The sequence below is a fragment of the Streptomyces sp. NRRL F-5123 genome (genome assembly GCF_000721495.1).
In the GTDB taxonomy this organism is placed as follows: domain Bacteria; phylum Actinomycetota; class Actinomycetes; order Streptomycetales; family Streptomycetaceae; genus Actinacidiphila.
Genome location: NZ_JOHY01000044.1, coordinates 43,002 through 66,484, shown reverse-complemented (window position 1 = coordinate 66,484; position 23,483 = coordinate 43,002). Strand labels below are relative to the sequence as shown.

The 23,483-nt window shown below is 71.3% G+C and carries 23 protein-coding genes; 14 read left to right on the top strand and 9 right to left on the bottom strand.

Annotation, left to right across the window (positions count from 1 at the left end; all coding sequences use genetic code 11):
• Positions 1–342 precede the first annotated feature (342 nt).
• The 4 genes from IH54_RS0128120 to IH54_RS0128105 all read left to right on the top strand — a co-directional run bounded on the left by IH54_RS0128120 (position 343) and on the right by IH54_RS0128105 (position 2,619).
• Positions 343–600, top strand: coding sequence for a hypothetical protein (locus tag IH54_RS0128120; protein WP_043182500.1), 258 nt, complete (start codon positions 343–345; stop codon positions 598–600).
• On the top strand, positions 578–1,108 hold the full coding sequence (locus tag IH54_RS0128115) for a DUF6879 family protein (RefSeq protein WP_031522082.1): 531 nt from the start codon (positions 578–580) through the stop codon (positions 1,106–1,108). Before IH54_RS0128120 ends, IH54_RS0128115 begins: the two co-directional genes overlap by 23 nt.
• A gap of 18 nt (positions 1,109–1,126) precedes the next feature.
• Positions 1,127–1,978, top strand: coding sequence for a DUF5753 domain-containing protein (locus IH54_RS0128110; RefSeq protein ID WP_031522079.1), 852 nt, complete (start codon positions 1,127–1,129; stop codon positions 1,976–1,978).
• Positions 1,979–2,088: 110 nt separating this feature from the next.
• Entirely contained in the window at positions 2,089–2,619 is a 531-nt protein-coding gene (locus IH54_RS0128105; protein WP_031522077.1) for a DUF6879 family protein, read from the top strand.
• Between the two features lie 80 nt (positions 2,620–2,699).
• Here the strand turns inward: IH54_RS0128105 and IH54_RS0128100 are convergent, their stop codons facing one another.
• Together IH54_RS0128100 and IH54_RS0128095 are read right to left on the bottom strand one after the other, a co-directional pair.
• Positions 2,700–2,891, bottom strand: coding sequence for a hypothetical protein (locus tag IH54_RS0128100; protein WP_031522075.1), 192 nt, complete (start codon positions 2,889–2,891; stop codon positions 2,700–2,702).
• Positions 2,892–2,902: 11 nt separating this feature from the next.
• A complete protein-coding gene (locus IH54_RS0128095; RefSeq protein ID WP_031522072.1) occupies positions 2,903–3,757 on the bottom strand; it encodes a helix-turn-helix domain-containing protein in 855 nt (284 codons plus the stop codon).
• 255 nt (positions 3,758–4,012) lie between these two features.
• On the opposite strand from IH54_RS0128095, the gene IH54_RS0128090 reads away from it, so the two are divergent.
• Both IH54_RS0128090 and IH54_RS0128085 read left to right on the top strand, forming a co-directional pair.
• On the top strand, positions 4,013–4,417 hold the full coding sequence (locus tag IH54_RS0128090) for an ATP-binding protein (protein WP_031522069.1): 405 nt from the start codon (positions 4,013–4,015) through the stop codon (positions 4,415–4,417).
• A gap of 147 nt (positions 4,418–4,564) precedes the next feature.
• Positions 4,565–6,538 carry a hypothetical protein gene (locus IH54_RS0128085; RefSeq protein ID WP_159012099.1) on the top strand — a complete coding sequence of 658 codons (1,974 nt, stop codon included), beginning with the start codon at positions 4,565–4,567 and terminating at the stop codon, positions 6,536–6,538.
• A gap of 123 nt (positions 6,539–6,661) precedes the next feature.
• Here IH54_RS0128085 and IH54_RS0128080 read toward each other — a convergent pair whose 3' ends face one another.
• The 4 genes from IH54_RS0128080 to IH54_RS0128065 all read right to left on the bottom strand — a co-directional run bounded on the left by IH54_RS0128080 (position 6,662) and on the right by IH54_RS0128065 (position 11,703).
• Complete coding sequence (locus IH54_RS0128080; RefSeq protein WP_031522064.1) at positions 6,662–8,035, bottom strand: hypothetical protein; 1,374 nt, start codon at positions 8,033–8,035, stop codon at positions 6,662–6,664.
• Between the two features lie 293 nt (positions 8,036–8,328).
• Positions 8,329–9,180 (bottom strand): hypothetical protein, encoded by an 852-nt coding sequence (locus IH54_RS0128075; protein WP_031522063.1) that lies wholly within the window; start codon positions 9,178–9,180, stop codon positions 8,329–8,331.
• A gap of 86 nt (positions 9,181–9,266) precedes the next feature.
• Positions 9,267–9,524 carry a hypothetical protein gene (locus IH54_RS0128070; RefSeq protein ID WP_031522061.1) on the bottom strand — a complete coding sequence of 86 codons (258 nt, stop codon included), beginning with the start codon at positions 9,522–9,524 and terminating at the stop codon, positions 9,267–9,269.
• Positions 9,525–9,645: 121 nt separating this feature from the next.
• Positions 9,646–11,703, bottom strand: a complete 2,058-nt coding sequence (locus IH54_RS0128065) for an ATP-binding SpoIIE family protein phosphatase (protein WP_031522059.1) — start codon at positions 11,701–11,703, stop codon at positions 9,646–9,648.
• 182 nt (positions 11,704–11,885) lie between these two features.
• Between IH54_RS0128065 and aspS the strand changes: the two genes are divergently transcribed.
• The 3 genes from aspS to IH54_RS0128050 all read left to right on the top strand — a co-directional run bounded on the left by aspS (position 11,886) and on the right by IH54_RS0128050 (position 15,347).
• On the top strand, positions 11,886–13,640 hold the full coding sequence (gene aspS, locus IH54_RS0128060) for an aspartate--tRNA ligase (RefSeq protein ID WP_031522056.1): 1,755 nt from the start codon (positions 11,886–11,888) through the stop codon (positions 13,638–13,640).
• A gap of 442 nt (positions 13,641–14,082) precedes the next feature.
• Complete coding sequence (locus tag IH54_RS0128055; protein ID WP_234343949.1) at positions 14,083–14,589, top strand: SigE family RNA polymerase sigma factor; 507 nt, start codon at positions 14,083–14,085, stop codon at positions 14,587–14,589.
• Entirely contained in the window at positions 14,586–15,347 is a 762-nt protein-coding gene (locus IH54_RS0128050) for a hypothetical protein (protein WP_031522050.1), read from the top strand. The genes IH54_RS0128055 and IH54_RS0128050 overlap by 4 nt, the downstream gene beginning before the upstream one ends.
• Before the next feature lie 3 nt (positions 15,348–15,350).
• On the opposite strand, the gene metG is transcribed toward IH54_RS0128050, so the two are convergent.
• A complete protein-coding gene (gene metG, locus IH54_RS0128045) occupies positions 15,351–17,072 on the bottom strand; it encodes a methionine--tRNA ligase (RefSeq protein ID WP_031522048.1) in 1,722 nt (573 codons plus the stop codon).
• A gap of 234 nt (positions 17,073–17,306) precedes the next feature.
• On the opposite strand from metG, the gene IH54_RS0128040 reads away from it, so the two are divergent.
• Positions 17,307–17,549, top strand: coding sequence for a DUF397 domain-containing protein (locus IH54_RS0128040; RefSeq protein ID WP_031522044.1), 243 nt, complete (start codon positions 17,307–17,309; stop codon positions 17,547–17,549).
• A gap of 11 nt (positions 17,550–17,560) precedes the next feature.
• Here the strand turns inward: IH54_RS0128040 and IH54_RS0128035 are convergent, their stop codons facing one another.
• On the bottom strand, positions 17,561–18,049 hold the full coding sequence (locus IH54_RS0128035) for an ATP-binding protein (RefSeq protein ID WP_031522042.1): 489 nt from the start codon (positions 18,047–18,049) through the stop codon (positions 17,561–17,563).
• Positions 18,050–18,230: 181 nt separating this feature from the next.
• On the opposite strand from IH54_RS0128035, the gene IH54_RS0128030 reads away from it, so the two are divergent.
• The 3 genes from IH54_RS0128030 to IH54_RS0128020 all read left to right on the top strand — a co-directional run bounded on the left by IH54_RS0128030 (position 18,231) and on the right by IH54_RS0128020 (position 21,425).
• A complete protein-coding gene (locus IH54_RS0128030; RefSeq protein WP_031522040.1) occupies positions 18,231–19,097 on the top strand; it encodes a helix-turn-helix domain-containing protein in 867 nt (288 codons plus the stop codon).
• A 259-nt stretch (positions 19,098–19,356) separates the two neighbouring features.
• Positions 19,357–19,719, top strand: a complete 363-nt coding sequence (locus IH54_RS0128025; RefSeq protein ID WP_234343946.1) for an anti-sigma factor antagonist — start codon at positions 19,357–19,359, stop codon at positions 19,717–19,719.
• A gap of 218 nt (positions 19,720–19,937) precedes the next feature.
• On the top strand, positions 19,938–21,425 hold the full coding sequence (locus IH54_RS0128020) for an LCP family protein (RefSeq protein WP_031522036.1): 1,488 nt from the start codon (positions 19,938–19,940) through the stop codon (positions 21,423–21,425).
• Between the two features lie 58 nt (positions 21,426–21,483).
• On the opposite strand, the gene IH54_RS0128015 is transcribed toward IH54_RS0128020, so the two are convergent.
• Positions 21,484–22,752 (bottom strand): helix-turn-helix domain-containing protein, encoded by a 1,269-nt coding sequence (locus tag IH54_RS0128015; RefSeq protein WP_031522033.1) that lies wholly within the window; start codon positions 22,750–22,752, stop codon positions 21,484–21,486.
• Between the two features lie 187 nt (positions 22,753–22,939).
• Here IH54_RS0128015 and IH54_RS0128010 point away from each other — a divergent pair, with 187 nt between their 5' ends.
• Complete coding sequence (locus IH54_RS0128010; protein WP_031522031.1) at positions 22,940–23,404, top strand: hypothetical protein; 465 nt, start codon at positions 22,940–22,942, stop codon at positions 23,402–23,404.
• Positions 23,405–23,483: the final 79 nt, after the last annotated feature.

Here is a 23,483-nt window from a genome sequence, read left to right as displayed (position 1 = left end):
CGCGTCACGCCCCGGCCTCCGGGGCGCGCCGCGACCACCCGCGGACACACGTCGGGCTCGCGCCCTCACAAGAGGGTGGGGTCCTCACCATCGCGCCCCTTCCGGCGTGGGCGCCCCGGGCGTTGTCGCCGCGGGGCCTTCTGCCGCCGACCCCGCCAGCTGTTGCGCGAGGGGCGAGCACTTCGACGCTACGAGCGGCGCGTACTTGCAGGGGAGCGATGTGCAGCAATGTGCACACAGACAACTCGTTAGGGTGCAAGGCCGAATATCGTCTTGCTCAAAAGGGCCTTGCGCGGCCATGGTTACGCACAACCGTGCACCACCCTGAGGAAGGACTTGGCCGTGGCCGCCTTACAGTTCATCGGAGTCGACCCCGAGACCGGGCACAGCGGATCGCCCACCGCCTGGGTACACACCGTTACCCGCGACATCCTTTTCCAGAGCTACATCGCCGACGAAGAAACGCGCCGCGAGTGCGCGGACAACCCCGCGCCCGGCCACGCTCTGGGCATTCCGGCCGGTGAGACGGTCATCCGTATCCCGGCCCACCTGATCCCGCTGCTGAGGGAGGCTTGCGATGCCGCCGAGCGTGGACTTTAAGTCCCTGCTCACCTCCGCACGCACCTCAGCTTTCCACCTGGAGATGCGCGACCAGTACGCCGTCGGCGACGAGGCAGCCGACTACGCCCACTGGCTGCGCACCGGTGAGCGCGATGCGGACCGGGCATCGGCGTACTGGGCCCCCTGGGTGGACCTCATCGCCGGAGTGCGCGCCCGCGGTGTCGTCGTGCGCCGGGCGCGGATCGTGTCGGAGCCGGTCACCTCGTACATCCGGTACGAGCACGCCGGGACCGCCGTCAATGTCCTCGCGGGCGAAGAGGTACGGTGGCTGCCGCGCCGGCAGGCCGCGGATCTGCTGGTGCCGGGCTGCGACCTCTGGCTCTTCGACGGTGAGGCCGTGCTCTTCAACCACTTCACCGGCGTCGGCGATTGGGCGGATCCCGCCATGGAGTTGACCACCGACCCGGCCGTCGTGAAGCAGTGCGTTGACGCCTTCGATGCCGTGTGGAATCGCGGCATCCCCCACGACCAGTACGCGATCCGCTGACCAGACCACCGGAAGGCCATGCCTGTCTCTCCGTCCTCGGCCGCCCAGGACGCCCGCGAAGACGTCGCGCGACGCCTGCGAGGCCTGCGGCGTGCCGCTGGACTGACCGTTTCGGAGCTGGCCTCCCGGTGCCAGTGGCACCACTCCAAGACGAGCAGGATCGAGAACGCCCGTACACCCGCATCCCCCACGGACATTCGGCTGTGGTGCAGGGCCACCGACGCCGGGGACCAAGCCGCAGACCTCATCGCGGCCTCACTCCACGCCGAGTCGCTGTACACCGAATGGCGGCGGAAGGCCCGGGAGGGATTGCGGCAGCTCCAAAACAGTTACCTCGCCCTCTACCGTTCCACCGAGACCTTTCGGGTCTACACCAGCACCCTGGTCCCCGGCCTGCTCCAGACCGAGGGATACGCCCGCGCGCTGCTGAGTACGAACGCGCGCTTCCTCGGTGTCCCGGACGACGCCGAGGAAGCTGCAGCGGCGCGCGTCGACCGCTCCCGGATCATTCACGAGGCCGGACGCCGCTTCGTCCTGGTCGTCGAAGAAGCGGCGTTGCGCTATCAGCTCGGCGACGCGGACGCCATGGCCGCCCAACTCGGTTTTCTCCTGACGGCGGGCGCATTGCCCGCGGTCTCCCTCGGCATCATCCCGATGAGCACACGCGGGCGTCCCCTCTGGGCGGCCGAGACCTTCTCGATGTTCGACGAGTCCCTCGTCGCGGTCGAGCTGCTTTCTGCTCAGGTCAACATCACGCAGCCCACCGAAATCGGCCTGTACCTCAGCGCGTTCGAGCAACTTCGCTCCATGGCCGTGTACGGGGCTGAGGCGCGGGCCCTCATCGTCCGCGCCATCGACGCCCTGAGGTGAGGGAGGTGCTGGGAGCGCGGCCGCCCGTTCCCAGCGTGGCCGGGCCTCTTTCGCCGGGAGAGGGCAACAGGGGCGCCGGTCCGTGAGCAATACGACGTAGGGAGGTCCAGATGTCATCGAACGACATGCCCAGCTTCGAGCAAGTCATCGACGAGGCCCGGCACTCCGCCGTGCATCTGGAGATGCGCGACGCGTACGGCGTCAGCTCCGACGTGGAGAGCTTTGCGCGCTGGCAAGCCACCGGAGAGCTCAACGTGGACCCGGGGTCGGACTACTGGCGTGAGTGGGTGGAACTGATCCGGCGGACGGTCGCCCGTGGGGTCGTCGTGCGCCGGGCGCGGATCGTGTCGGAGCCGGTGAGCGCGTACATCCGGTACGAGCACGCTCTCACCGTCGTCAACGTCGGTGCCGGGGAGCAGGTGCGGTGGCTCCCTCGCCGCAGGGCCAGCGACGTCGCGCTCCCCGGGAATGACTTCTGGCTCTTCGACGGCCGGACGGTCCGCTGGAACCACTTCACCGGCGAGGGCGGCTCGGCACCACGCGAGATGACCGAGGATCCGGCCGCCGCCCGCCTGTGCGCGGAGGCCTTCGAGGCCGTCTGGTCGCGGGCGACCCCGCACGACGCGTACAAGATCTCCTAGGGAGCCCCGCCAGGCCAACCTGAGGGTTGCCCCGGCCGGGTCGGCGGAGACCCGGGTGCGGTCCGCCCCTCAGGAGGGGATCACAGGAGGTGGTCCGCCTTGCCGGACTTGATTTCCGCGATCAGGGCGCGGAGGGCTTCGTGGGTGTCGGTGAGGTAGTGGTCTTCCGCTCCGGCGACGGCGATGTAGGCGTTGCCGTCCGCGTCGGTGCCTATGCGGAAGCAGTTGCTGGCGTCCTGGCAGAAGGGGGCTTCCCAGGTGATGTCGGGCACGGTCAACTCTCCTACAGGTCGGATGCGATGGTGTGCATGAGGTCGAGGGTCTTCTCCGGTGGGAGCGCGATGCGCTGCATCTCGTCGAGTTGAAGGCCGAATGTGCGCACGTGGGCGTCGGCGTGGAGAAACTCGCCTGCCGTGACGCGGTCGGCGAGGACCGTGTCCAGCCGCGGCACCGCACCGTGCGCGTACAGGATCGACTGGCCCGAGCCGGGGAACGCCCCGGCCGTGAACGGGATCGCCTGGATCGTGACGTTCGGGCGGGCGGCGGCTTCCGTCAGGTGCGCCAACTGGGCGCGGAGTGCCGCCGGGCCGCCGACCTGGGTGCGCAGCGCGCCCTCGTGGATGACGAGTTCGTAGGGTGGGGCGTCGGGGCGGTCGAGGACCTGGTGGCGTTGGACGCGGTGGGCGACGCGGGCCTCGAACTCGGCCTCCGGCAAGGGAGGGATCGCGGCGCGGAAGAGGGCGCGGGCGTAGGCCTCGGTCTGGAACTGGCCGGGCATGTGAGTGATCGTGCTGACGCGCAGAGCCGCCGCGTGCCACTCCAGTTCGGCGACGTCGAGGAAGGTCGACGGGAGCGTGTCGCGAAAGTCCTCCCACCAGCCCGGCGGCTGGTCGCTGCCGCACATCGCGACGAGGGCGTCGATGAGCGGCCGGTCGGTGCACTCGTAGACGTACGCGATGCGCCGCACGCGCTCCGGGCTGACGCCGTGGCGCCCGGCCTCGGTGCTGGAGATCACGGTGCGCTTGGTGTCCAGCAGGGCGGCTGCCTGCTCGGTGGACAGCCCGGCGTCCTCGCGGAGTTTGCGCAGCTCCGCGCCAAGCCGCTGTTGGCGTGCGCTCGGGTTGCTTCTCGGCGGCATGTGCGTCCTTCCTGGTCCGCGGCTCAGTGTGCCGCGCGGGCCGAGCCCGGGTCCAACGGACCGTCAGCGAATCGGTAGCACATGTACTCCCGATGTCCTATCGTGGTGCGTGCGCCACTACGGAGAGCAACGCCGGAAGTGCACCGCGCGAGCATGCCCGTCCGCCCTGGGACGGGTGTGCCCGCGACCAGGGCGGCATGCCACCGGCGAACCCACCGCACCCACCGAACCCTCACCCACGCAACGGAGTCCGCCATGCCCGAGATTCCCGTCGTGCCCGCCCTCTGGCGGTTCCCCGCCCACCCCGCGTCCGTCGGGCGCGCCCGGCACGCGCTCGCCGACTGGCTGCCGAAGGACGTGCCGGACGCGCTGCGCGCCAACCTCACCCTCCTGACCAGCGAGCTGGTCACCAACGCCGTACGGTACGGGGCCGGGGCGGCCGAGGACCGGGTGGAGCTCGTCGTGTGGCCCGCGGACGGGCACTACTGGCTCGCCGTGTCCGACCCGGGTGACGGGCGGCCCGTCATGCGCCGACCGCCCGACGCGGGGCAGGAGTCCGGGCGCGGGCTGCTGCTCGTGGACGCGCTCGCCGCCGCGTGGGGCGTGCGGGCCCGCCCGTACCGGGGCAAGTCCGTGGTCGCCGGGCTGGCCCTGCCCTGAAGCGAGGAACCTCCGCAACACCCCTGAGCGTCAAATGTGTCGTTGGCTACCATCAAGGAGTCGCCAAGCGCGCCGCACGCGTGCGCCGGTGTGCACAGCCGTTCGCAGCCGTCCGCGTCCGACTCGGGGGAAACGGGGAAACGTCACGTGCGCAGTGTGAAACCGGAAGACCTGGAGCAACTCGCCACCCTGCTCGACGGAGCCGCCCCCACGAGTCTGAAGAACGCCACCGACTCCGCCTTCCGGCGAGCGGCCACGCTCGGGGTGACGTCGAAGCTGGCCGGGCTGCGGCCGATGGTCGCGTGGGTCAGCGAGACCGCGCCCGACCTGCGCAAACGGGCCGCGCACGTACGGATGGACAACGGGGACCTGTCGGGCGGCCTGCTGTGGGCCGGGTTCACCCCGGACGAGCTGAAGAATTACAAGGGCGACGCCCTGAGCCCCGAGGCCCTGCTCATGGCCAACTCGGTGGCGAACAGCAAGGACCCGAAGGCGTCCACCTTCCAGCGCAAGCCGGACGAGTCGCTCAACGACTGGCTCGACCGGCTCAAGGCGACGGCCCTCACGAGCATTCCGGGGCTCCAGCCGTTCGAGCCCGCGGTGCAGTACCTGCTCGGGGCCTACGGCGACTGGAAGTCGGTGACGGACGCGTCCGGGCACGTCGTCGTCCAGGGCACCGCCATGACGAAGGTGCTGCTCGGCAACTCGTTCAAGCAGGGCTGGGGCAATACCTGGAAGAACTGGGCGGCCCGCGGCATCCAGCGCATCCCCAGCTCGCGGATCCAGACGTGGGGCCGCGCCATGGAGACGTGGTCGCCCAAGCTGCGCTCGCTGAGCGCGCCCGGCTCCTGGCTGCCCGGCAAGATCAGCGCGGGCCTGCAGCGCATACCCGGCACCAGCGGCCTCATCGGCGACTGGACGGGGACGGGCTACAACGCCTTCCGCGGCCTGAGCTTCATGAGCCGCCCGCTGGCCGGCGGGGTCACCATCAACGGCGCCATCAACTTCGTCGTCGGCTCCGACGAACTCGCCAGCCTCTACGGCGGGCTGACGCACGCGGGCGTCCCCGTCGCGCGGGCCGGCAACGCCAACCTCCTCACCGTCGGCAAGAACGCCTTCACCGCCGCCCGCCTCGGGAGCGACACCGTGCCCGCGGCCACCCGCGGCGCCTCGCTGCTCGAGGGCCTGAGCGTGGCGAGCAAGACCTCGGGCGCCCTGCGCGGCCTCGGCATCGCGGGCAGCGCGGCCGGCACGGTCTTCAGCGCCGCCAACGTCATCTCGCAGGGCAACCCGGTCGACGCCTTCAAGCGCAACGGCGCCGGGTACGTCGCGGACGTCGCCGAGGTCGGCTTCAACGCCTCGCTCACCGCCGCCATGATCGCCCCCAACCCGGTCACCTTCGGGCTCGTCGTCGGCACCGGCATCATCTACGGCGGCGCGAAGATCGTGCAGCACTGGGACGACATCACCGAGAGACCCCCCGCCCCCGCCGCCCCGCAAGAAGACCGCCCCCACCACGGAAAGCGCATGAGCGACAACGATTTCGGCTTCGAACTGGAACCCTTCGAGGACGACACCCAGCACGGCCTGAGCGGCACCATCGGCGCCTACGGCCTGGTCCGGATCTCCTACGCCAAGCCCGCCAGTTGGAAGTCCGGCGACGTCTTCCGCACCGACCTGGTCGGCGAGCACCTGCCGCCCGCGTCCGTCACCGGCACCGGCATGGGCGGCGAGCCGCACCTCGGCAAGAAGGCCGTCCTCACGGTGGGCGGTGTCACCGCCGAGATCGGCGCCAACTCCCTCGGCGTCAGCCGCTCCTCGCGGGCGCTGCGGATCAGGCTCGGCGGCCGCGAGTACACCTACACGCGCACGGGCCGCTCCGGCGGGCTCGAACTGCGGCGCGGCGAGGACCGGGTGACCCTCACCGACGGCAAGGCTGTCGGCGCCGCGGGCTCGCGACGGCGGCGCAAGGGCGAGGTGCGCGGCGGCGTGGACGCCACGGACCTCGCGGTCGCACTGGTGCTGGAGGAGACCGACACCTCGTCCCTCTCCGTCGGCGGGGCCCTGATGAGCGCGCCCTTCCGCGCGCTCATGAACCCCGGCGACGGCGGGGGCGAGTAGCCCCTGGTCCTCTGCGCCGGTCGCCTGGTGTACGAGCGGGACGCACGCCCTCATCCAGGCCGGGGGACAGCCGCAGGGCCGGCTCCCGTTGCGGGATCCGGCCCTGCGGGGTTGGGGGTGGAGTCAGTTGAGGGTGATGGGGGCCGTGTCGTCCGAAGCGTCCGTGTCGAACGCCGGGTGGCCGGCCTGGCCCCAACTCATGGTGATGGAGCCCTGGGCGCCCGGGATCACCTGGTCGACGTGGACGGTGACGGTGCAGTCCGTGACCTCGCCGGCCGGCGAGATGATGGTGCGGTCCGAGCAGTGGGTCCCGTTGGCGGGGCTGACGAGAGAGGTGCCCGGCGGCAGCTGGATGTCGGCGGCACCCACGATGTCGCCGCTGCGGTAGAAGATCGTGGCGGGACCGTTGTTGGTCATGCTGAGGTGCAGCGTCACCGTGTCGCCCTCGGCCGCCGTCGCGCTCGCCCCGCTCACCGAGAAGTCCGCGGTGTTCGCGGCCTGGAGGGCGGCGATCCGGTAGTTGCCGTGCACGCCGCGCTCGGTCAGTGACACCGTGCCGGACGGCGCGTCGTTCGCCGTTCCCGGCGTGATCACCTTCAGCGTCAGCTGGCCGCCCGTGCCCTGCGTCCACTGCTGTCCCGCGGCGGACTGCTGGATGTTCGTGTCGCCCGCAGGCGCGATCATCGCGTCCATGTAGGTGTAGTAGGCCGTCGACTCGACGTTCAGCCGGACCGCGGGCGACAGCGCGGCCGTCTCTCCCGGCAGCACCAGTCCGGGGATGGTGCACAGTGCCATCTCCGCCACCATGGGCTGGTCCCCGCCGCTGTACTCGCAGTTGGCGAAGTGCCGGGCGAAGCCGATCCCGGGCGAGGCCCACAGCAGCACCTGCGTGCCGTCCGCCGCGCGGTCGCCGCGGTTGGTGAAGCGCACCCCCTCGCTGAGCGTCGTCCCGACCGCCAGGTCCGTCAGGTTCTTCGGCTGAGCCTCGTCGTAGGCCGGGCCGCCGATCTCCACCGTCCCCTGGCCGCCGACGATCGTCGCGCTGTCCGCGGTACCGCTGACCGTGTAGGACGCGGACGCCCCGGCGGGCGCGTCGGCCTTCGCCCTGACGGTCATCTGCGTCAACGCGCCGATCGACCCCACCCCGCTCAGGTCGTCGAAGTAGAACGACTCCCCGCAACTTGCGACGTGCTGGACCACCGTGCAGTTGTCCGAGAAGCTCACGTCCGCGATCTGGGCGAGCTGCGTCACGTCGATCGTCAGCGTGGCCTCGGTGCTCAGGCTGTTCGCCGTCGTCGTGAACGACAGGTACGGCATAGCCGTCTTCGAGACCCCGGTCAGGGTCGCCGGCGACACCGCGACCGGCCCGACCGGCTGGAGTGCGATGACCGGCTGGTCGGCGGCCTGCGCCGGGCCGACGCCGGTGAGCGCCAGCCCCGCCGCCGCACCGACGGCGGCGACGAGCGCCAGGGCACGGCGCTTCGAGCTGTGTTTCATACGGTTCCCCCCACTGGGATTTGCCACAGAGTGTTCACAGGACGTGCGCGACACAGGCTAGGGACCGGCACTGACAAACAACTAAGCCGAACTCCTGGTCGCCCGGGCCCAAATGCGGCCGATTCCGCGCGAACACCCGTTCCCTTTGCGCACATTTGGCGAACGCCAGACAGTGCCCTGACCCGGCGTCCTCGCCACCGCCGAGCCGCCGCCCGCCGGCGCCCCTCCCGCCGCCCCGGTCTTCCGAGTCGGCGACCTGCTCGTCGGTGACACGGAATTCCCGACGCGGAAGGCTAGGACGCGGGCGTGAAACCGCCCGGTGCGTCCAGCAGGTCCTCGCTGTCGGGCAGCAGGTCGGTCAGCCGCTCCCACACCTCGGCGGCGGTCGCGCGTGCCAGGTGCAGCGGGCTGTCCGGGGTGACCTGCCCCGGCAGGATCGGTTCCTCGGGCTGCTCGCGCACCCAGTAGCCGAGCGGCCCGCAGTCCCAGACGGCCAGCGCGCGCAGGCTCGTCGCGGGCTCGCCGTCCTGCCGGCCGCCCCACACGGTGGTGACGCGCCAGGTGCAGTTGAGGGCCGCGACGAGGTCGGCGAAGAGCGACAGCGCGGGCTCGGCGGGCCCGCCCGCCTCGGCGACCGCCTTGCGGGCCAGTTCCGCGCCCTCCGCGATCTCGACGCCCGGCGTCTCGCCGAGCGCGACGAAGGCGGCGTCCAGCACGCCCATCGTGGTCTCGACGCGCTCCACGGGCGGCTCGACGGTCTCCCCGGTGCGCAGGTTGACCAGCCGGGCCAGCTCCCACAGCAGCATGCTCGGCTCGGCGGAGACGTACTCCGACTCCTCCCGCCCGGGCCACCCGTCGTGCACGACGACGGCGTCCTGCCCGATGACGATCCCGTGGCTGACGGCCCCGTGCTCGCCGGTCACCTCCACCTGGACCATGACCATCGGGTCGGCGAAGGTGACGACCAGGTCCTTCAGCAGCGGGGACAGCTCGCCTTCCTCCCCGACGAGCCCGACCTGCTGCAACTCCCCGAGCGCCTCGGCGAGTTCGTCGGGCGGTGTCTCCCCGTCCGCGAGGTGGCCGAGGACGGCCACATGACGGTCCGCCAGCCGGAGCCGGGCACGGGAACTGTCGTAGGACGGCATGGTCGGGTGCTCCCTGTCGCGGTCGGTCGGTGTGCTGCCGTGCGTGCGCGTACGCCCGGCGGTGCCGCGCGTACGCCCGCCGGCCCCTAGTGCTTCTTGTTGAGGTCCTTGGCGTCCTGCTCGCAGGTGTTCGCCTCGGTCCGCAGATGCTCGGCGACGGTGTGGCACGTGTTGCGCCAGGTGTTCATCTCACCGCGGGTGCGGTCCGCGTGCGGCCCTTCCCACTTCGTCATCGTCTGCGTCGCGAACGTCCGCGCCTTGTCGGGCAGCGCCTCGATGTCGGCGGCCAGCCCTCGCAACTGCGCGGCCCGCGTGGTCAACTCCTGCGCATCCGGTGAGCCCATCCCGGCTCCCCCTCCCCTGACGCCCGGAATCCCTCAGCCCATACGATAACCCGCCCGCACATCCCCATCCCGGCCATTCGCCCGGCCATTCGCCCGGCCGTTCAGCGGCCCGTTCGCCCGGTCATCCCGCGACCGCGGCCGGCGGCAGCGTCTCGTACAGCTCGAACCACGTCGCCTTGCCGTCGCCGCGCGGGTCGACGCCCCACGCGTCCGCCAGCTCCTCCATCAGGAGCAGGCCGCGGCCGGAGGAGGCCATCTCGCCGGGGGAGCGGCGGTGGGGCATCTCGTCGGAGCGGTCGCCGACGTCGACGTGCAGCCGGCGGGTGCCGGGCATGCCGGTGACCTGGGCGAGGAGGACGGCGTCGCCGTCGGTGTGGACCAGGACGTTGGTGACGGCCTCGGAGACCAGCAGGACGGCCGACTCGACCTGGTCGGGCGAGGACCAGTCGTGCAGCAGGGCGCGGATGTCGGCGCGGGCGGCGCGGATCCGCCCCGGGTCGTCCTGCGGGATCGCCAGCACCGTGCGGCGCACCGGGACCGCGCAGGTGGGGCCCTCGGGGTCGCGGCGCAGCAGCACGAGCGCGATGTCGTCCTCGCGGCGGTCGACGAGCGGGCCGGTGGTCTGGTGCGAGGCGGGGCCGTGGACGGCGTCGACGAGGGAGTCGGCGAGGACCTCCAGGTCGCCCGGCGGACCGGCCGCGAGGGCCCTGGACAGCCGGCTCCAGCCGGTGTCGAGGTCGTGGCCGCCGGTCTCGATGAGGCCGTCCGTGCACAGCAGCAGCACCTCGCCGGGCTCCAGGACCATCCGGGTGGTGGGGTAGTCGGCGTCGGGCTCGATGCCCAGCGGCAGGCCCACCTCGCTGCGGCGCACGATCGTGGTGCCGTCGCCGAGCCGTACCGCGGGCTCCGGGTGCCCGGCGCGCACCATCTCCAGCGCGCCGGTGAGCGGGTCGACCTCGGCGTACAGGCAGGTCGCGAAGCGCGCGTCGGCGGAGGTGCGGCCGAGCCCGGCCAGGAAGCGCGAGGTGCGGCTGAGGACGGCGTCGGGGCCGTGCCCCTCGGCCGCGTAGGCGCGCAGCGCGATCCGCAGCTGGCCCATGATGCCCGCGGCCCGCACGTCGTGGCCCTGGACGTCGCCGATGACGATCGCGGTGCGCCCCGAGGGCAGGTCGATGACGTCGTACCAGTCGCCGCCGACCTGGAGTCCGCCGCCGGTGGGGACGTAGCGGGCGGCCACCGCCATCCCGGTGACGTCGGGTTTGCGGGCGGGCAGCATCGTGCGCTGCAGGCCGTCGGTGAGGGCCCGCTCCGACTCGTGCTGGCCGGCGCGGGCGAGCGCCTGGCCCAGCATCCGGGCGACCGTGGTGAGCACCGCGCGCTCGTCGGGCGTGAATTCCACCGGGTCGCGGAAGGCCGCCATCCACGCCCCGATCGTCGTCCCGGCCACGGTCAGCGGCAGGTACGACCACGACACGCGCCCGTACGGCCGCACCAGCGGCCAGGTGGCGGGGAAGCGCTCGGCGTACGACCGGGGTGTGGGCAGGTAGACCGCCTGGCCGGTGCGGGCGACGACCGCGGCCGGGTAGTCCGCGGACAGCGGCATGTCCAGGATGCTCGGGTCGATGACCTCCTGCCCGTGGTGGCCGATGGCCGACAGCCGGTCGTTGTCGACGCCGAAGACCGCCAGGCCGTCCGGCGAGAAGCCGGGCATGGACAGCGTCGCGGCCACCCGCAGCACCTCCTCCGTGGAGTCCGCCTCGGCGAGCGCCCGCCCGGCGTCCAGCAGAAAGGCCTCCCGGGCCCGCCGCCAGTCCCGCGGCGGGCGCCCCGACCGGCTCCCGCCGACCGGCACCTCGTGCAGCGTGCCGCGGATCCGCCCCGGCGGGCGCGGCGCGATCCGGGCCCGCAGCGTCCGCCGCACCGACCCGTCCGGCCCGACGACCCGCACCAGCTGCTCGGCGACCGTGCCCTCGGCCGCGGCCAGCTCCACCTCGGCGGACACCGACACGTAGTCCGCGGCGTGCAGGCAGGCGCGGACCGCGGCCGTACGGTACGTCCCCGCGCCGTCCGGCAGCCCGAGCAGGTGCGCGGCCTGGGCGTCCACCGCGATCTCCTCGGTCGCTTGCTCCCACTGCCACACCCCCGACCCCACGGCCGCGAGCACGTCCTCGGTGTGCATTGGGCCAGTTTAGGAGGAGTGCGATGATATGGGCGAATGTGCCCCTCTTCGGGCCCCGCCCGCGGGGGTCCCCGGGCGGCCCCCCGAGGGGGGATGCGGGGATGAGGAGCGCGGCCCGCCGCCGGTAGGCTGTGGGGGTTCCCCCACCATCGCGACGACCTGACGACTTGGACGAACCCACGATGCACCGGTACCGGTCACACACCTGCGGAGAGCTGCGCGCCACCGACGTCGACACCGACGTCCGCCTGTCCGGCTGGCTGCACAATCGCCGTGACCTGGGCGGCATCCTCTTCGTGGACCTGCGCGACCACTACGGCTTCACGCAGCTGGTCGCCCGCCCCGGCTCGCCCGCGTACGAGGCGCTGAGCAGCCAGTCCAAGGAGTCCGTGCTGCGCGTGGACGGCCGGGTCGTCGCCCGTTCGGCGGAGAACGTCAACCCGGAGCTGCCCACCGGCGAGGTCGAGGTCGAGGTGGCCTCCCTGGAGGTGCTCGGCGCCGCCGACCAGCTGCCCTTCCCGGTCTTCCCGGAGGACAGCGCCAATGAGGAGATGCGGCTCACCAACCGCTTCCTCGACCTGCGCCGCCAGCGCATGCACCGCAACATCATGCTGCGCACCCAGGTCATCTCCTTCCTGCGCCGCGAGATGACCGCCCTCGGCTTCAACGAGATGGCCACCCCGATCCTGTCCGCCACCTCCCCCGAGGGCGCGCGCGACTTCCTGGTGCCCTCGCGCGTGCACGCCGGCAAGTTCTACGCCCTGCCGCAGGCGCCGCAGCAGTTCAAGCAGCTGCTGATGATCTCCGGCTTCGACCGCTACTTCCAGATCGCGCCGTGCTTCCGCGACGAGGACTCGCGCGCCGACCGCTCGCCCGGCGAGTTCTACCAGCTCGACGTCGAGATGAGCTTCGTCGAGCAGGAGGACGTCTTCGGCGTCATCGAGAAGGTCATGACCGACCTCTTCACCGAGTTCGGCAACGGCCGCCGCGTCACCTCGCCCTTCCCGCGCATCCCCTTCCGCGAGTCCATGCTCAAGTACGGCAACGACAAGCCGGACCTGCGCACCCCGCTCGAACTCGTCGACGTCTCCCACGTGTTCGCCGGCTCCGGCTTCAAGGCGTTCGCGGGCAAGCACGTCCGCGCCCTGGCCGTCCCGGACACCGCCGACCAGCCCCGCAAGTTCTTCGACCAGCTCGGCGAGTACGCCGTCTCGCTCGGCGCGCAGGGCCTCGCCTGGGTGCGGGTCGGCGAGGGCAACGCCCTCACCGGCCCCATCGCGAAGTTCCTCACCGAGGACGACGTCACCGCGCTCGTCGAGGCGGTCGGCGCCAAGGCCGGCACCGCGGTCTTCTTCGGCGCGGGCGAGTTCGACGAGGTCTCCAAGATCATGGGCCCGGTCCGGGTCGAGGCCGCCAAGCGCACCGGCCAGTTCGAGGAGGACGTCTTCCGCTTCTGCTGGATCGTCGACTTCCCGATGTTCGAGCGCAACGAGGACACCGGCGCGGTCGAGTTCTCCCACAACCCGTTCTCCATGCCGCAGGGCGGCCTGGAGGCCCTGGAGACCAAGGACCCGCTCGACATCCTCGCGTGGCAGTACGACATCGTCTGCAACGGCATCGAGCTCTCCTCCGGCGCGATCCGCAACCACGAGCCCGCGGTCATGTACAAGGCCTTCGAGATCGCCGGGTACGACCGCGAGACGGTCGAGGCGGAGTTCGGCGGCATGCTCCGCGCCTTCCACTTCGGCGCCCCGCCCCACGGCGGCATCGCCCCGGGCGTCGACCGCATGGTCATGCTCCTCGCGGACGAGCCGAACATCCGGGAGACGATCGCCTTCCCGCTCAACCAGCAGGCGCAGGATCTTCTGATGGGGGCGCCGTCGGAGGTCTCGGAGACCCGCCTCCGCGAACTCCACATCCAGCTCCGCCGGAAGTAGGCGCCCCGCCGCGCGGGGTACGCGCCTCTGCCCCGCGCGGGCTGAGCGTTCTGCGCTGCCGCGCGGGGCGAACGTCTTGCGCTGCCGCGCGGGGCACCCGTTCCGGGCTGCGCGTGCCGCGCGGGGCACCCACCAGGGGCGCGTGGGGGTCCCTCCCAGGCGAAGCTCTGGGGGAGAACTGCGCGAGCAACCCACCACCGGCCGGTGGTCCTGGGGGCACCTCCCAGGCGGAGCTCTGGGGGAGGACCGAACTGACCCTTCGGGTCGGTGACGACCCGCGCCCCGGTGGGGGCTGGCCGCGCAGTTCCCCGCGCCCCTGAAAACGTTCGCCCGGCGCGGTAGCGCGGAACGTTCGCCCCGCGCGGTAGCGCGAAATGCTCGTCCCGCAGGGGCAACCCGGGTGGCGGGGCGGGGCGTTAGGAGGGTGTGGGGAGGAAGCGGCGTGGGCGAGGGCGGGTTCGAGCAGTTCGTCGCGGCACGCGGCCAACGACTGCTGCGTGTCGCCTGGCTGCTCACCGGCGACGCCCACCTCGCGGAGGACCTGCTGCAGACCGTCCTGGCGAAGGTATGGCCGAAGTGGCCGCGGATAGCCGACGAGAACCCCGAGGCGTACGTCCGCCAGGCCCTGGTGCACACGCACGCCTCGTGGTGGCGGCGCCGGTGGCGCGGGGAGGTGCCGCACGGCGACGTGCCGGACGGGGCGCCCGCCCCGGACGCGTACGCCGGGGTGGATCTGGAGCAGACGCTCGCCGCGGCCGTACGGGCGCTGCCGGTGCGGCAGCGGGCGGTCGTGGTGCTGCGGTATTTCGAGGACCTGAGCGTGACCGAGACCGCGGAGGCGCTGGGGTGTTCGGAGGGCACGGTCAAGAGCCAGGCCGCCAAGGCGCTGCGGACGCTGCGCGGCCTGCTGCCCGAGGCGGTCGGGGCGGACGGCGGTGAGCGCGGATGAGTGAGCGTACGGAGCCGGAGCGTACGGAGCCGGGTGCGGAGCCGGAGCGTGCGGAGCGGGAGCTGCGCGCGCTGCTGGAGAGGGCGGTGCCGCAACCGCCCGCGCCCGCGCAGCGGCTGGAGCGGGTACGGGAGCGGGTCCGGCGGCGGCGCCGCAGGCGTACGGCCGCGGTGACCGGCGGCGCGGTGCTCGCCGTCGCGGCGGGCCTGGTGGCCGTGCCCGGGCTGGTACGGCCGGACGGCGGGGGCCGCGCGGCCCCCGCGGTGGTGGGCAGCGCGTCCCCGCGGACCGGTGCGGCGGCGCCGACCACGCCGCCGTCCGGCTACCGGCCCGACGGCATGGGCGGCCTGGTGCTCCGGCTGCCCGCGGGCAAGGGCTGGCAGAAGTTCGCGGACCCCGCGACGACGAGCCTCTTCCTCGGCACGCAGCGCATGGTGCTGCCCGCGGGGGGCTGCGCGCACGCCCTCGACGGCTTCTGCACCCCGCTGGCGCTGGCGCTGAAGAAGGACGGGGCGCTGGTGATGTTCCGCCGCCAGCCCTCCAAGATGTCCCTCGGCAAGGCCGCCGCCTACGAGCTCCCCCTCGCGGAGGCGGCCCCGTACCAGGCCTGCCGCACGGTGGGCGGCACCCGCCAGCTGACCCGCACGGCGGTCGCCCCCGACGGCACGGTCGTCTGGGCGGTGGCCTGCCTCGCCACCCCCACCCCGGCCCGCTTCCAGGAGGCCTGGGACCTCCTGTCCTCCGCGGCCTTCGGGTAGGGGCTACGCGGTCGGGTCGCCCCCGAAGCGGGTCACGTACGACGCGAGGTCGTCCTCCGTGATCTTCGCGAAGAGCACCGGCGGGACCGTGAAGGGCGTGCCGGGCGGGACCGCGTCGAGGGCGCGGGCTTCGGACGGGGTGATCCAGCGGGCGTCGTCCGCGGGGAGGGCGAAGGCCGCGCGCATCGCCGCCGCCGAGGCGGGGACGAAGGGCTCGGAGACCACCGCGTAGAGGTGGATGAGGTTCATCGCCGTGCGCAGGGTGAGGGCGGCGCCGTCGGGGTCGGTCTTGACCGCCGTCCAGGGGGCCTTCTCCTCCAGGTAGGAGTTGCCCGCGCTCCACAGCGCGCGCAGCGACTGCGCCGCCTTGCGGAACTGGAGGGTGTCGAGGTGGCCCTCGTACTCGGCGAGCAGGGCCGCGATCTGCTCGCCCAGCTTCGCCTCGGCCTCGCCCGCGGCGGCGCCCGCCGGGACCTCGTCGCCGAAACGCTTGCGGGAGAAGGAGAGCACGCGGTTGACGAAGTTGCCGAGTGTGTCGGCCAGGTCCTTGTTGACGCCCGCCGTGAACAGCTCCCACGTGAAGGAGGAGTCGTCGGACTCGGGCGCGTTCGCCATCAGGAAGTAGCGCCAGTAGTCCGCCGGGAGTACGTCAAGTGCGGTGTCGGTGAAGACGCCGCGGCGCTGGGAGGTGGAGAACTTTCCGCCGTAGTACGTCAGCCAGTTGAACGACTTGACATAGTCCACCGTCTTCCAGGGTTCCCTGGTTCCGATCTGGGTTGCGGGGAACATGACCGTGTGGAAGGGGACGTTGTCCTTGGCCATGAACTGCGTGTAGCGGACATCCGCGGCTTCGTACCACCAGGACTGCCAGTCACGCGTCTCCCCCTGGGGGGCCGCGTCGGACCATTCCTTGGTGGAACCGATGTACTCGATCGGCGCGTCGAACCAGACATAGAAGACTTTGCCCTCTGCGGCCAGCTCCGGCCAGGTGTCGGCGGGGACGGGCACGCCCCAGTCGAGGTCGCGGGTGATGGCGCGGTCGTGCAGGCCCTCGGTGAGCCACTTGCGGGCGATCGAGGACGACAGGGTCGGCCAGTCGGCGCTGTTCGCGTCGAGCCAGGACTCGACCTCGGGGGCGAGCTCGGACTGGAGGAGGAAGAGATGCTTGGTCTCCCTGACCTCCAGCGCGGTGCTCCCGCTGATCGCCGAGCGCGGCTCGATCAGGTCGGTGGGGTCGAGGACGCGGGTGCAGTTCTCGCACTGGTCGCCGCGGGCCTTGTCGTAGCCGCAGTGCGGGCACGTGCCGACGATGTAGCGGTCGGGCAGGAAGCGCCCGTCGGCCAGCGAGTAGACCTGGCGGACGGCGCGCTCCTCGATGAAGCCGTTCTCGTGCAGGCGGCGCGCGAAGCGCTGGGTGATCTCGACGTTCTGCCGCGAGGAGCTGCGGCCGAAGTGGTCGAAGGAGAGCGCGAAGCCGTCGTAGACGGCCTTCTGGGCGTCGTGGGCCTGCGCGCAGAAGACGTCGACCGGGAGCCCGGCCTCCTTCGCGGCCAGTTCCGCCGGGGTGCCGTGCTCGTCGGTGGCGCAGATGTAGAGGACGTCGTGGCCGCGCTGGCGCAGATACCGGGCGTAGACGTCCGCGGGGAGCATGGACCCCACCATGTTGCCCAGGTGCTTGATCCCGTTGATATAGGGGAGGGCTGAGGTGATGAGGTGACGAGCCATTGCAGGCTGCTCCCAATTCGTAGCGTGGAGTGAGAAATTCATCTACGGACCGTCAATCGTATCGGACCGTAGTGGGGGGACTGCCACCGCGTTTCTCATACCGGGCAGGTTCGGGTCAGAGCGGGCGCGTACCTTACACGGCGTGACTGCACGTGCACTTGCACGTGCAGATGCACGTGCGCTCGCTCCGAGTTATCATCTCCTGTACCACACGGCACTATTGGAGAGTGGCTGATGCGCCGGACGCACAATGGAATGCCCGCTGATGACCTCGCGGGTGTGGTCTGGCAGAAGAGCAGGCACAGCAATGCCAATGGCACGTGTGTGGAGTTCGCCGCACTGCCCGACGGCGACGTGGCCGTTCGCAATTCGCGCTTTCCGGACGGGCCGGCGCTGATTTACACCCGCGCCGAGATCGAGTCGATGATCATCGGCGTCAAGGCGGGTGAGTTCGATCACCTCATGCCGGGCCCCTGAGTCCGCGCCCCTCAGGACTGCAGAATCGGGACGGCCGGGGCGGCGAGGAACAGCGCCCAGACCACCTTTCCCGTACCGCCCAGCGGATGCCATCCCCATTTCTCGCTGAACGAGTCCACCAGGTGCAGCCCGCGGCCCGTCTCGGCGACGAAATCCGCCTCCTTGGGCGTGGGCGCCACCTCGCTGGGATCGCGCACCGCGCAGACCACCCGGCTCGTCCAGCGGGCCAGGCTCAGCCGCACCGGGGTGCCCGGGGCGTCCGGCGGCACCGCGTAGCGCAGCGCGTTGGTGACCAGCTCGGAGGCGACCAGTTCCATGGAGTCGCGCAGCGCGGCGAGATCCCAGCGCTGCAGTGTCGTACGCGTGAAGCGGCGCGCCTCGCGCACCGATTCCGGGGTGGCGGGAAGTTCGCACGTGGCGCCGTCACCCGCGGCAAGCCGCTCGGGCGCGAGCACGCCTTGCCATAACGGATACAGCGCCGGTGCGGTCTCCGCGTTCATACCTGCCCCCGGGGTATCTGCACGGTCACCATGCTCATGGATCGGCACCCGAGGATGCAAGGGCGTCTGCACGTGCATCTGCAAGGAATTGATGCACGTGTCGTTGGAGAGTGACGAGACGGGTACTGCCCGCAAGTCATTAGTGGCACACTGCTGATGAACCAAGGGCGGAGCGTGACCTATGAGCGCAGGGCAGCCGGGAGGCGGGTCCATCGTGCGACGAATGCTGCTCGGAGCGCAGCTGCGGAGGCTGCGTGAGTCGCGGGGGATCACCAGGGAGGACGCCGGGTATTCGATCCGGGCCTCGGAGTCGAAGATCAGCCGCATGGAGCTGGGAAGAGTCAGCTTCAAGGAGCGGGATGTCGCCGATCTGCTGACGCTCTACGGCGTCACCGAGGAGGGTGAGCGGCTCGCCATGCTGGGACTCGTGAGGGAGGCGAACGCGGCCGGCTGGTGGCACGGCTACGGCGAGGTGATGCCGACGTGGTTCCAGACGTACGTGGGCCTGGAGGAGTCCGCCGCGCTGATCCGCACCTTCGAGGTGCAGTTCGTGCACGGTCTTCTGCAGACGGAGGACTACATAAGGCAGGTGATCCGGCTTGGTCACCCTGACGCAGCCGACGCCTGGGTGGAAAGACGAGTCGGGCTGCGCCTGGAGCGGCAGAAGCTGCTCGTCTCCGAGCGGGCCCCGCATTTCGTCGCGGTGATGGACGAGGGCGCGCTGCGCCGCCCGTTCGGCACCCGGCAGGGCATGCGCGACCAGATCGCGCACATCCTGGAGGCCGCGGACGCGCCCAACGTCGAGGTGCGCGTGCTGCCGTTCGCCATCGGCGGGCACGCCGCCGGCGGTGGCGCCTTCACGCTGCTGAGCTTCCCGGAGTCCGACCTTCCGGACCTGGTGTACCTGGAGCAGCTCACGGGCGCGCTCTACATCGACAAGCACGACGAGGTCGTGGAGTACGACAAGGCCATGACCACACTGGGCCGCATCGCGCTCAGCCCCGCCGACTCGCTGGACTGGCTCGCCGAACTCCAGCGGGAGCTGTGATCCCGCGAGCGGTGCCGCCGGGGGCCGTGCCGCCGGGGCCGTCCCGCCGGGAGCCGCGGCCCCGGGGGCTGTGACGCCGCGGGGCCTGTGACGCCGGGGCCGCCGCGGAGGCCGTGACCCCGGGGTGGGAATCGGTCGTTTTGCCTGTTGCTCATTCTTCCGGGTGAACAACGGGCGCGCGCGCCCCGTGCGCCCTCCCCGGCCGTGCCGCGGCGCCGTTACGGTGGCGCGAGTCACGCCCAGGGGACGGGGGACTCCGGTGAACGAAGAAGGGCTGCCGCCGCCCACCGTGCACGCGCGCTCGTACCGGCTCGCGCGGGCCACCGTCGTGGAGCTGGCCGGGGAGATCGACCTCGGCAGCGCCCACGGGGTGCACCCGCACCTGGACGCCGCCGCCCTCGCGGGCACCCCGCCGCTCGTCGTCTTCGACCTCGGGCCGCTCGAGTTCATCGACTGCTACGGGCTCACGCTGCTCGTCCGCGCCCGCCGACGGGTGCTCGACCGCGGCGGCCGCACCGCCATGGTGTGCGCCCACCCGCAGACCCTGCGGCTGCTCGCGCTCACCGGCCTCGACGCCGTCTTCCACCCCGTCCGCACCCTCGACGAGGCACTGCCGCACTGAGGCCGGCCGGCGCCGCCCGAGCTTCGCCGCAAGTCCGCCCGGTTACTCCACGCTTTTCACACGTCACCCAAATGTTGACGCCGTACAGTGTCTCGCTGGGCAAACGCCCTCCCGGCGGCCTGTGACCCGGGTCATACGGCCAAGCCGGATCAACTGGTAGAAGTTGGGGCTTCGTCGTGATGTGTGCGGGTGCCACCGGACCGAAGGTGTAAAGGCAGATGGGCGTTCGTGGGCGGAAGCGGGAACGGAAGAACAACCGCAAACGCTGGATCATCGCGATAGTCGTGTCGTTCGTGGTGCTGGTCGTCGGTGGCGCGGGTGCGATCTATCTCAAACTCAACGCGAACATCGACACCTTCGACTCCGCGGGCATCAGCAAGGACCGCCCGGCGGAGACGAAAGCGGACGCCAACGGCGACAAGGCCGTCAACGTCCTCCTCATAGGCTCCGACACCCGCTCCGGTGAGAACGGCGCGCTCGGCGGCTCCGGTTCCGGCGACATAGGCCGCTCCGACACCACGATCCTGCTGCACGTCTACCCCGACCACAAACACGCGGTCGGCATATCCATACCCCGCGACTCGCTCGTCGAGATACCGCCCTGCCTGCTCCCGGACGGCAAGTGGTCCAAGGACCAGAAGGCCGCGATGTTCAACTCGGCCTTCTCCATGGGCAGCACGGCCAAGGGCAACCCCGCGTGCACCCAGAACACCATAGAGAAGCTGTCCGGGATGCGGGTCGACCACACCATGGTCGTCGACTTCGCCGGCTTCGCGTCCATGACCTCCGCCGTCCACGGCGTCGAGGTCTGCGTCCCGAACAACATCTACCAGGGGGACCTCAACCCCAACCTCGGCCACAAGGGCAAGGTCGTCCTCAAGGCCGGCATGCAGAACCTCTCCGGCCAGGACGCCCTGGACTACGTCCGCGTCCGGCACGGTGTCGGTGACAACTCCGACGTCGGCCGCATGCTGCGGCAGCAGGCCTTCCTCTCCGCCCTGATCAAGAAGGTCAAGGGCCAGGGCATGAACCCCACGACGCTGCTGCCGCTCGCCAACGCCGCGACCAAGTCCCTCACCGTCGACCCCGGCCTCGGCAGCGCCGCCAAGCTGATGTCCTTCGGGATGTCGCTCAAGGGCATCGACCTGAACAACATCCAGTTCATCACCGCCCCGTGGAAGTACGCCGGCGCGCGGATCGACCTGGTCCACCCGGACGTCGACGACCTCTTCGCCGCCCTGCGCGCCGACCAGACCCTCGACGGCGTCAACGCCTCCGGCAAGACGACGCCCAGCGCGTCCGCCACACCGAGCCCCGGCGCCACGGTCGACGGCAGCGGCATCGACGTCTCCGTCTACAACGGCACCCTCACCACCGGCCTCGCCGGCAAGGGCGGCGACCTGCTGAAGTCCCACGGCTTCACGGTGCTCGACACCACCAACGCGAAGTCCCGCGACCACGCCGTCACCCGCATCGAGTACGGCACGGCGGACGAGGCCCAGGCGAAGACCGTCGCCAAGCTCTTCCCCGGCGCCCAGCTCGTCCCCCTGAACACGACCGGCATCAACGTCGTCCTCGGCTCGGACTACGCCGCCGTCGCCGCCAAGACCCCCGCCTCCTCGACCCCGACACCCCTCCCGACGAACATCAGCAAGGGGGCCCGCTCCGCGGACGCGGACCCCTGCAGCAAGCTCTCGTACGGCTGACGGGGCCGGGCCATGGCCCGGCGGAGCAGGGTCCGCCGCGGCTGGAGGCCGGCGGACGTCAGGTGGTGGTCAGCCGCGTCAGCTCCCGTACGCCGATGGCATGCGGGTGTCTGTGCCGGAGTTCGGTGATGATCCGCCGGATGGCAGGCCGGTCGCGGATCTCGGCCGGAGAGATGCGCGCCGCGTCCAGTAGCGCGGCTGCGGTTTGCTCGGGTCGGCCCCACTGCCACCAGGCGCGGGCCATGTCGGTGTGGAAGCGCCCCCGCCGCTCAACCGTGGTGAACTGCTGCGCGAACAGCCGGCTGCCGATGTCGACTGCGGTACCGGCGTCGCCGAGTGCCCAGTGGACGCCTATGGCGTACGCGTCGACCGATGCGGGCGTCACCGGGAAGAGCTGGCCCTGTGGTGCCACGGCCGGGAGAACGCGGGCAGCCCCTGCTGCTTCCCGGATCATCGTCAGCGCTTCCACCCGGTCCCCGGACTGCGCCGCGGTGTACGCGGTGGTGCACAGCATCTGGGCGTAGGCCGCTCGCTGGGTGTCGGTGGTCAGCCCGGTGGCTTCCACGGACACCGCTGCGTCCGTGACGAGTTTCTGTGCCGCGTGTGCTTTGCCCTCGTGCCGCAGGACGATCGCTGTCTGGCGGGCGGCCTCGGCTGCGGCGACAACCGAGCCGGACAGGTCCGCGTAGACCGTGGCGCGGTCGGCGGCGACCCTGGCCCGGCCGTAGCTCTCGATCTTCGTCAGGACATCCACGGCGAAGGCGTAGCACGTGGACAGCTGGCCGAAGCCCGCCTCGGTGCGGGTTCGGGCGGCCTGGTGGGCGTCGGCGAGGAGGCCGGGGAGCCCCTTGAGGACCTGTGTGTACTGGCCGGAGTCGAACGTACTCCGGGCCCGGGCCATCTGGGCTCGGAGCACGACGGGTGCCGCGGTAGGTGCGGGCACGGCGGCCAGGGCGTCATCGACGCCCGCAAGGAGCTGCGGGGCGACCAGGCCGGCGGCGAGCACGGATCGGCGGCGCATCAGGTCCTCCTCGTCACGGCTGCCTGCCACAGTATCGGCGGCCGCACGGGACAGGCCCAGTGCCGCGCTGAGAACGCTGTTCGGTACGCCCACCTCACGGGCTGCCCGTTGGAGGAGACGTAGGTCCCCTGCAGGGCCGCGTTCCAGCCGGGAAACCGTCGAAGCCGAGCAGCCGATCCGATGTCCTAACTCGGCCTGCCGCCAGCCCCGCTGGTGACGCCCCAGGCGAATCAGGCCACCGGGCCGACGGCGTTCCACATGCTGGCGCGCTACTTGGCTGCTCCACAGCGGATCGACGTCGAGCATCGCGTCTCCACGGGCCGATGGGGCCAGGCTACTGACGGTAGCAGCGGCTGCACATTGTGTCCACGTCGTGTGCAGGATCTGCAAACGCCGTGCACAGTCCGGCAATCGACCACCGCCAGGTCCGCAACGGCGGCGTACTGGCACCAGAGCCTCCGAACCCCCGGGGACCTCGCGAAGGGAGCACCTGGTGACCACCACTCTGGAAAGCCCCACCCCGACCGGCGCACTCGCGCCGGTCCGTGACCCGCGCACCTTCATCGCGCCGGACCACTGGGCGAAGTTGGTCGGCCTGCTCATGCGGGACCACCCCTTCGACAGCGTGATGGCCGAACGCGTCCTCGGCCAGGCCGTCGCCTACCTCATCACCGCCATGGAGACCCGCGGCCAGGGCCTCGGCCTGGCGCCGGGCAAGATCGTGGACATCGGCGTCCACACGATGATCCTCGACACCGTCGCCTACGCCGAGTTCTGCCAGAAGTACAACGACGGCCACTTCCTGCACCATGTTCCCCTCGTCGACGTGAAGCTCGACGGCAGCGTCCCGCGGACCGCGGAGCAGATCACCCTTCACGGTTTCCCCGTCGACGAGCCCCTGTGGGCCGCCGACGCCAACGACTGCGGGCCCTGCCACCCCGGCAACGACAGCCACTGACACACCGCTCCTCGGCCCCCGACTCCCATTGGGAGGCGGGGGCCGACACCGTTGGAGTGGATCGGGGAGGACCGGCCAC

Excerpts from the sequence above, each read along its gene's own strand:
- IH54_RS0128115 (WP_031522082.1), top strand. The coding sequence starts at position 578 with ATGCCGCCGAGCGTGGACTTTAAGTCCCTGCTCACCTCCGCACGCACC.
- IH54_RS0128110 (WP_031522079.1), top strand. The coding sequence starts at position 1,127 with ATGCCTGTCTCTCCGTCCTCGGCCGCCCAGGACGCCCGCGAAGACGTC.
- IH54_RS0128105 (WP_031522077.1), top strand. The coding sequence starts at position 2,089 with ATGTCATCGAACGACATGCCCAGCTTCGAGCAAGTCATCGACGAGGCC.
- IH54_RS0128095 (WP_031522072.1), bottom strand. The coding sequence starts at position 3,757 with ATGCCGCCGAGAAGCAACCCGAGCGCACGCCAACAGCGGCTTGGCGCG.
- IH54_RS0128090 (WP_031522069.1), top strand. The coding sequence starts at position 4,013 with ATGCCCGAGATTCCCGTCGTGCCCGCCCTCTGGCGGTTCCCCGCCCAC.
- IH54_RS0128080 (WP_031522064.1), bottom strand. The coding sequence starts at position 8,035 with ATGAAACACAGCTCGAAGCGCCGTGCCCTGGCGCTCGTCGCCGCCGTC.
- IH54_RS0128075 (WP_031522063.1), bottom strand. The coding sequence starts at position 9,180 with ATGCCGTCCTACGACAGTTCCCGTGCCCGGCTCCGGCTGGCGGACCGT.
- IH54_RS0128070 (WP_031522061.1), bottom strand. The coding sequence starts at position 9,524 with ATGGGCTCACCGGATGCGCAGGAGTTGACCACGCGGGCCGCGCAGTTG.
- IH54_RS0128065 (WP_031522059.1), bottom strand. The coding sequence starts at position 11,703 with ATGCACACCGAGGACGTGCTCGCGGCCGTGGGGTCGGGGGTGTGGCAG.
- aspS (WP_031522056.1), top strand. The coding sequence starts at position 11,886 with ATGCACCGGTACCGGTCACACACCTGCGGAGAGCTGCGCGCCACCGAC.
- IH54_RS0128050 (WP_031522050.1), top strand. The coding sequence starts at position 14,586 with ATGAGTGAGCGTACGGAGCCGGAGCGTACGGAGCCGGGTGCGGAGCCG.
- metG (WP_031522048.1), bottom strand. The coding sequence starts at position 17,072 with ATGGCTCGTCACCTCATCACCTCAGCCCTCCCCTATATCAACGGGATC.
- IH54_RS0128040 (WP_031522044.1), top strand. The coding sequence starts at position 17,307 with ATGCGCCGGACGCACAATGGAATGCCCGCTGATGACCTCGCGGGTGTG.
- IH54_RS0128035 (WP_031522042.1), bottom strand. The coding sequence starts at position 18,049 with ATGAACGCGGAGACCGCACCGGCGCTGTATCCGTTATGGCAAGGCGTG.
- IH54_RS0128030 (WP_031522040.1), top strand. The coding sequence starts at position 18,231 with ATGAGCGCAGGGCAGCCGGGAGGCGGGTCCATCGTGCGACGAATGCTG.
- IH54_RS0128020 (WP_031522036.1), top strand. The coding sequence starts at position 19,938 with ATGGGCGTTCGTGGGCGGAAGCGGGAACGGAAGAACAACCGCAAACGC.
- IH54_RS0128015 (WP_031522033.1), bottom strand. The coding sequence starts at position 22,752 with ATGCTCGACGTCGATCCGCTGTGGAGCAGCCAAGTAGCGCGCCAGCAT.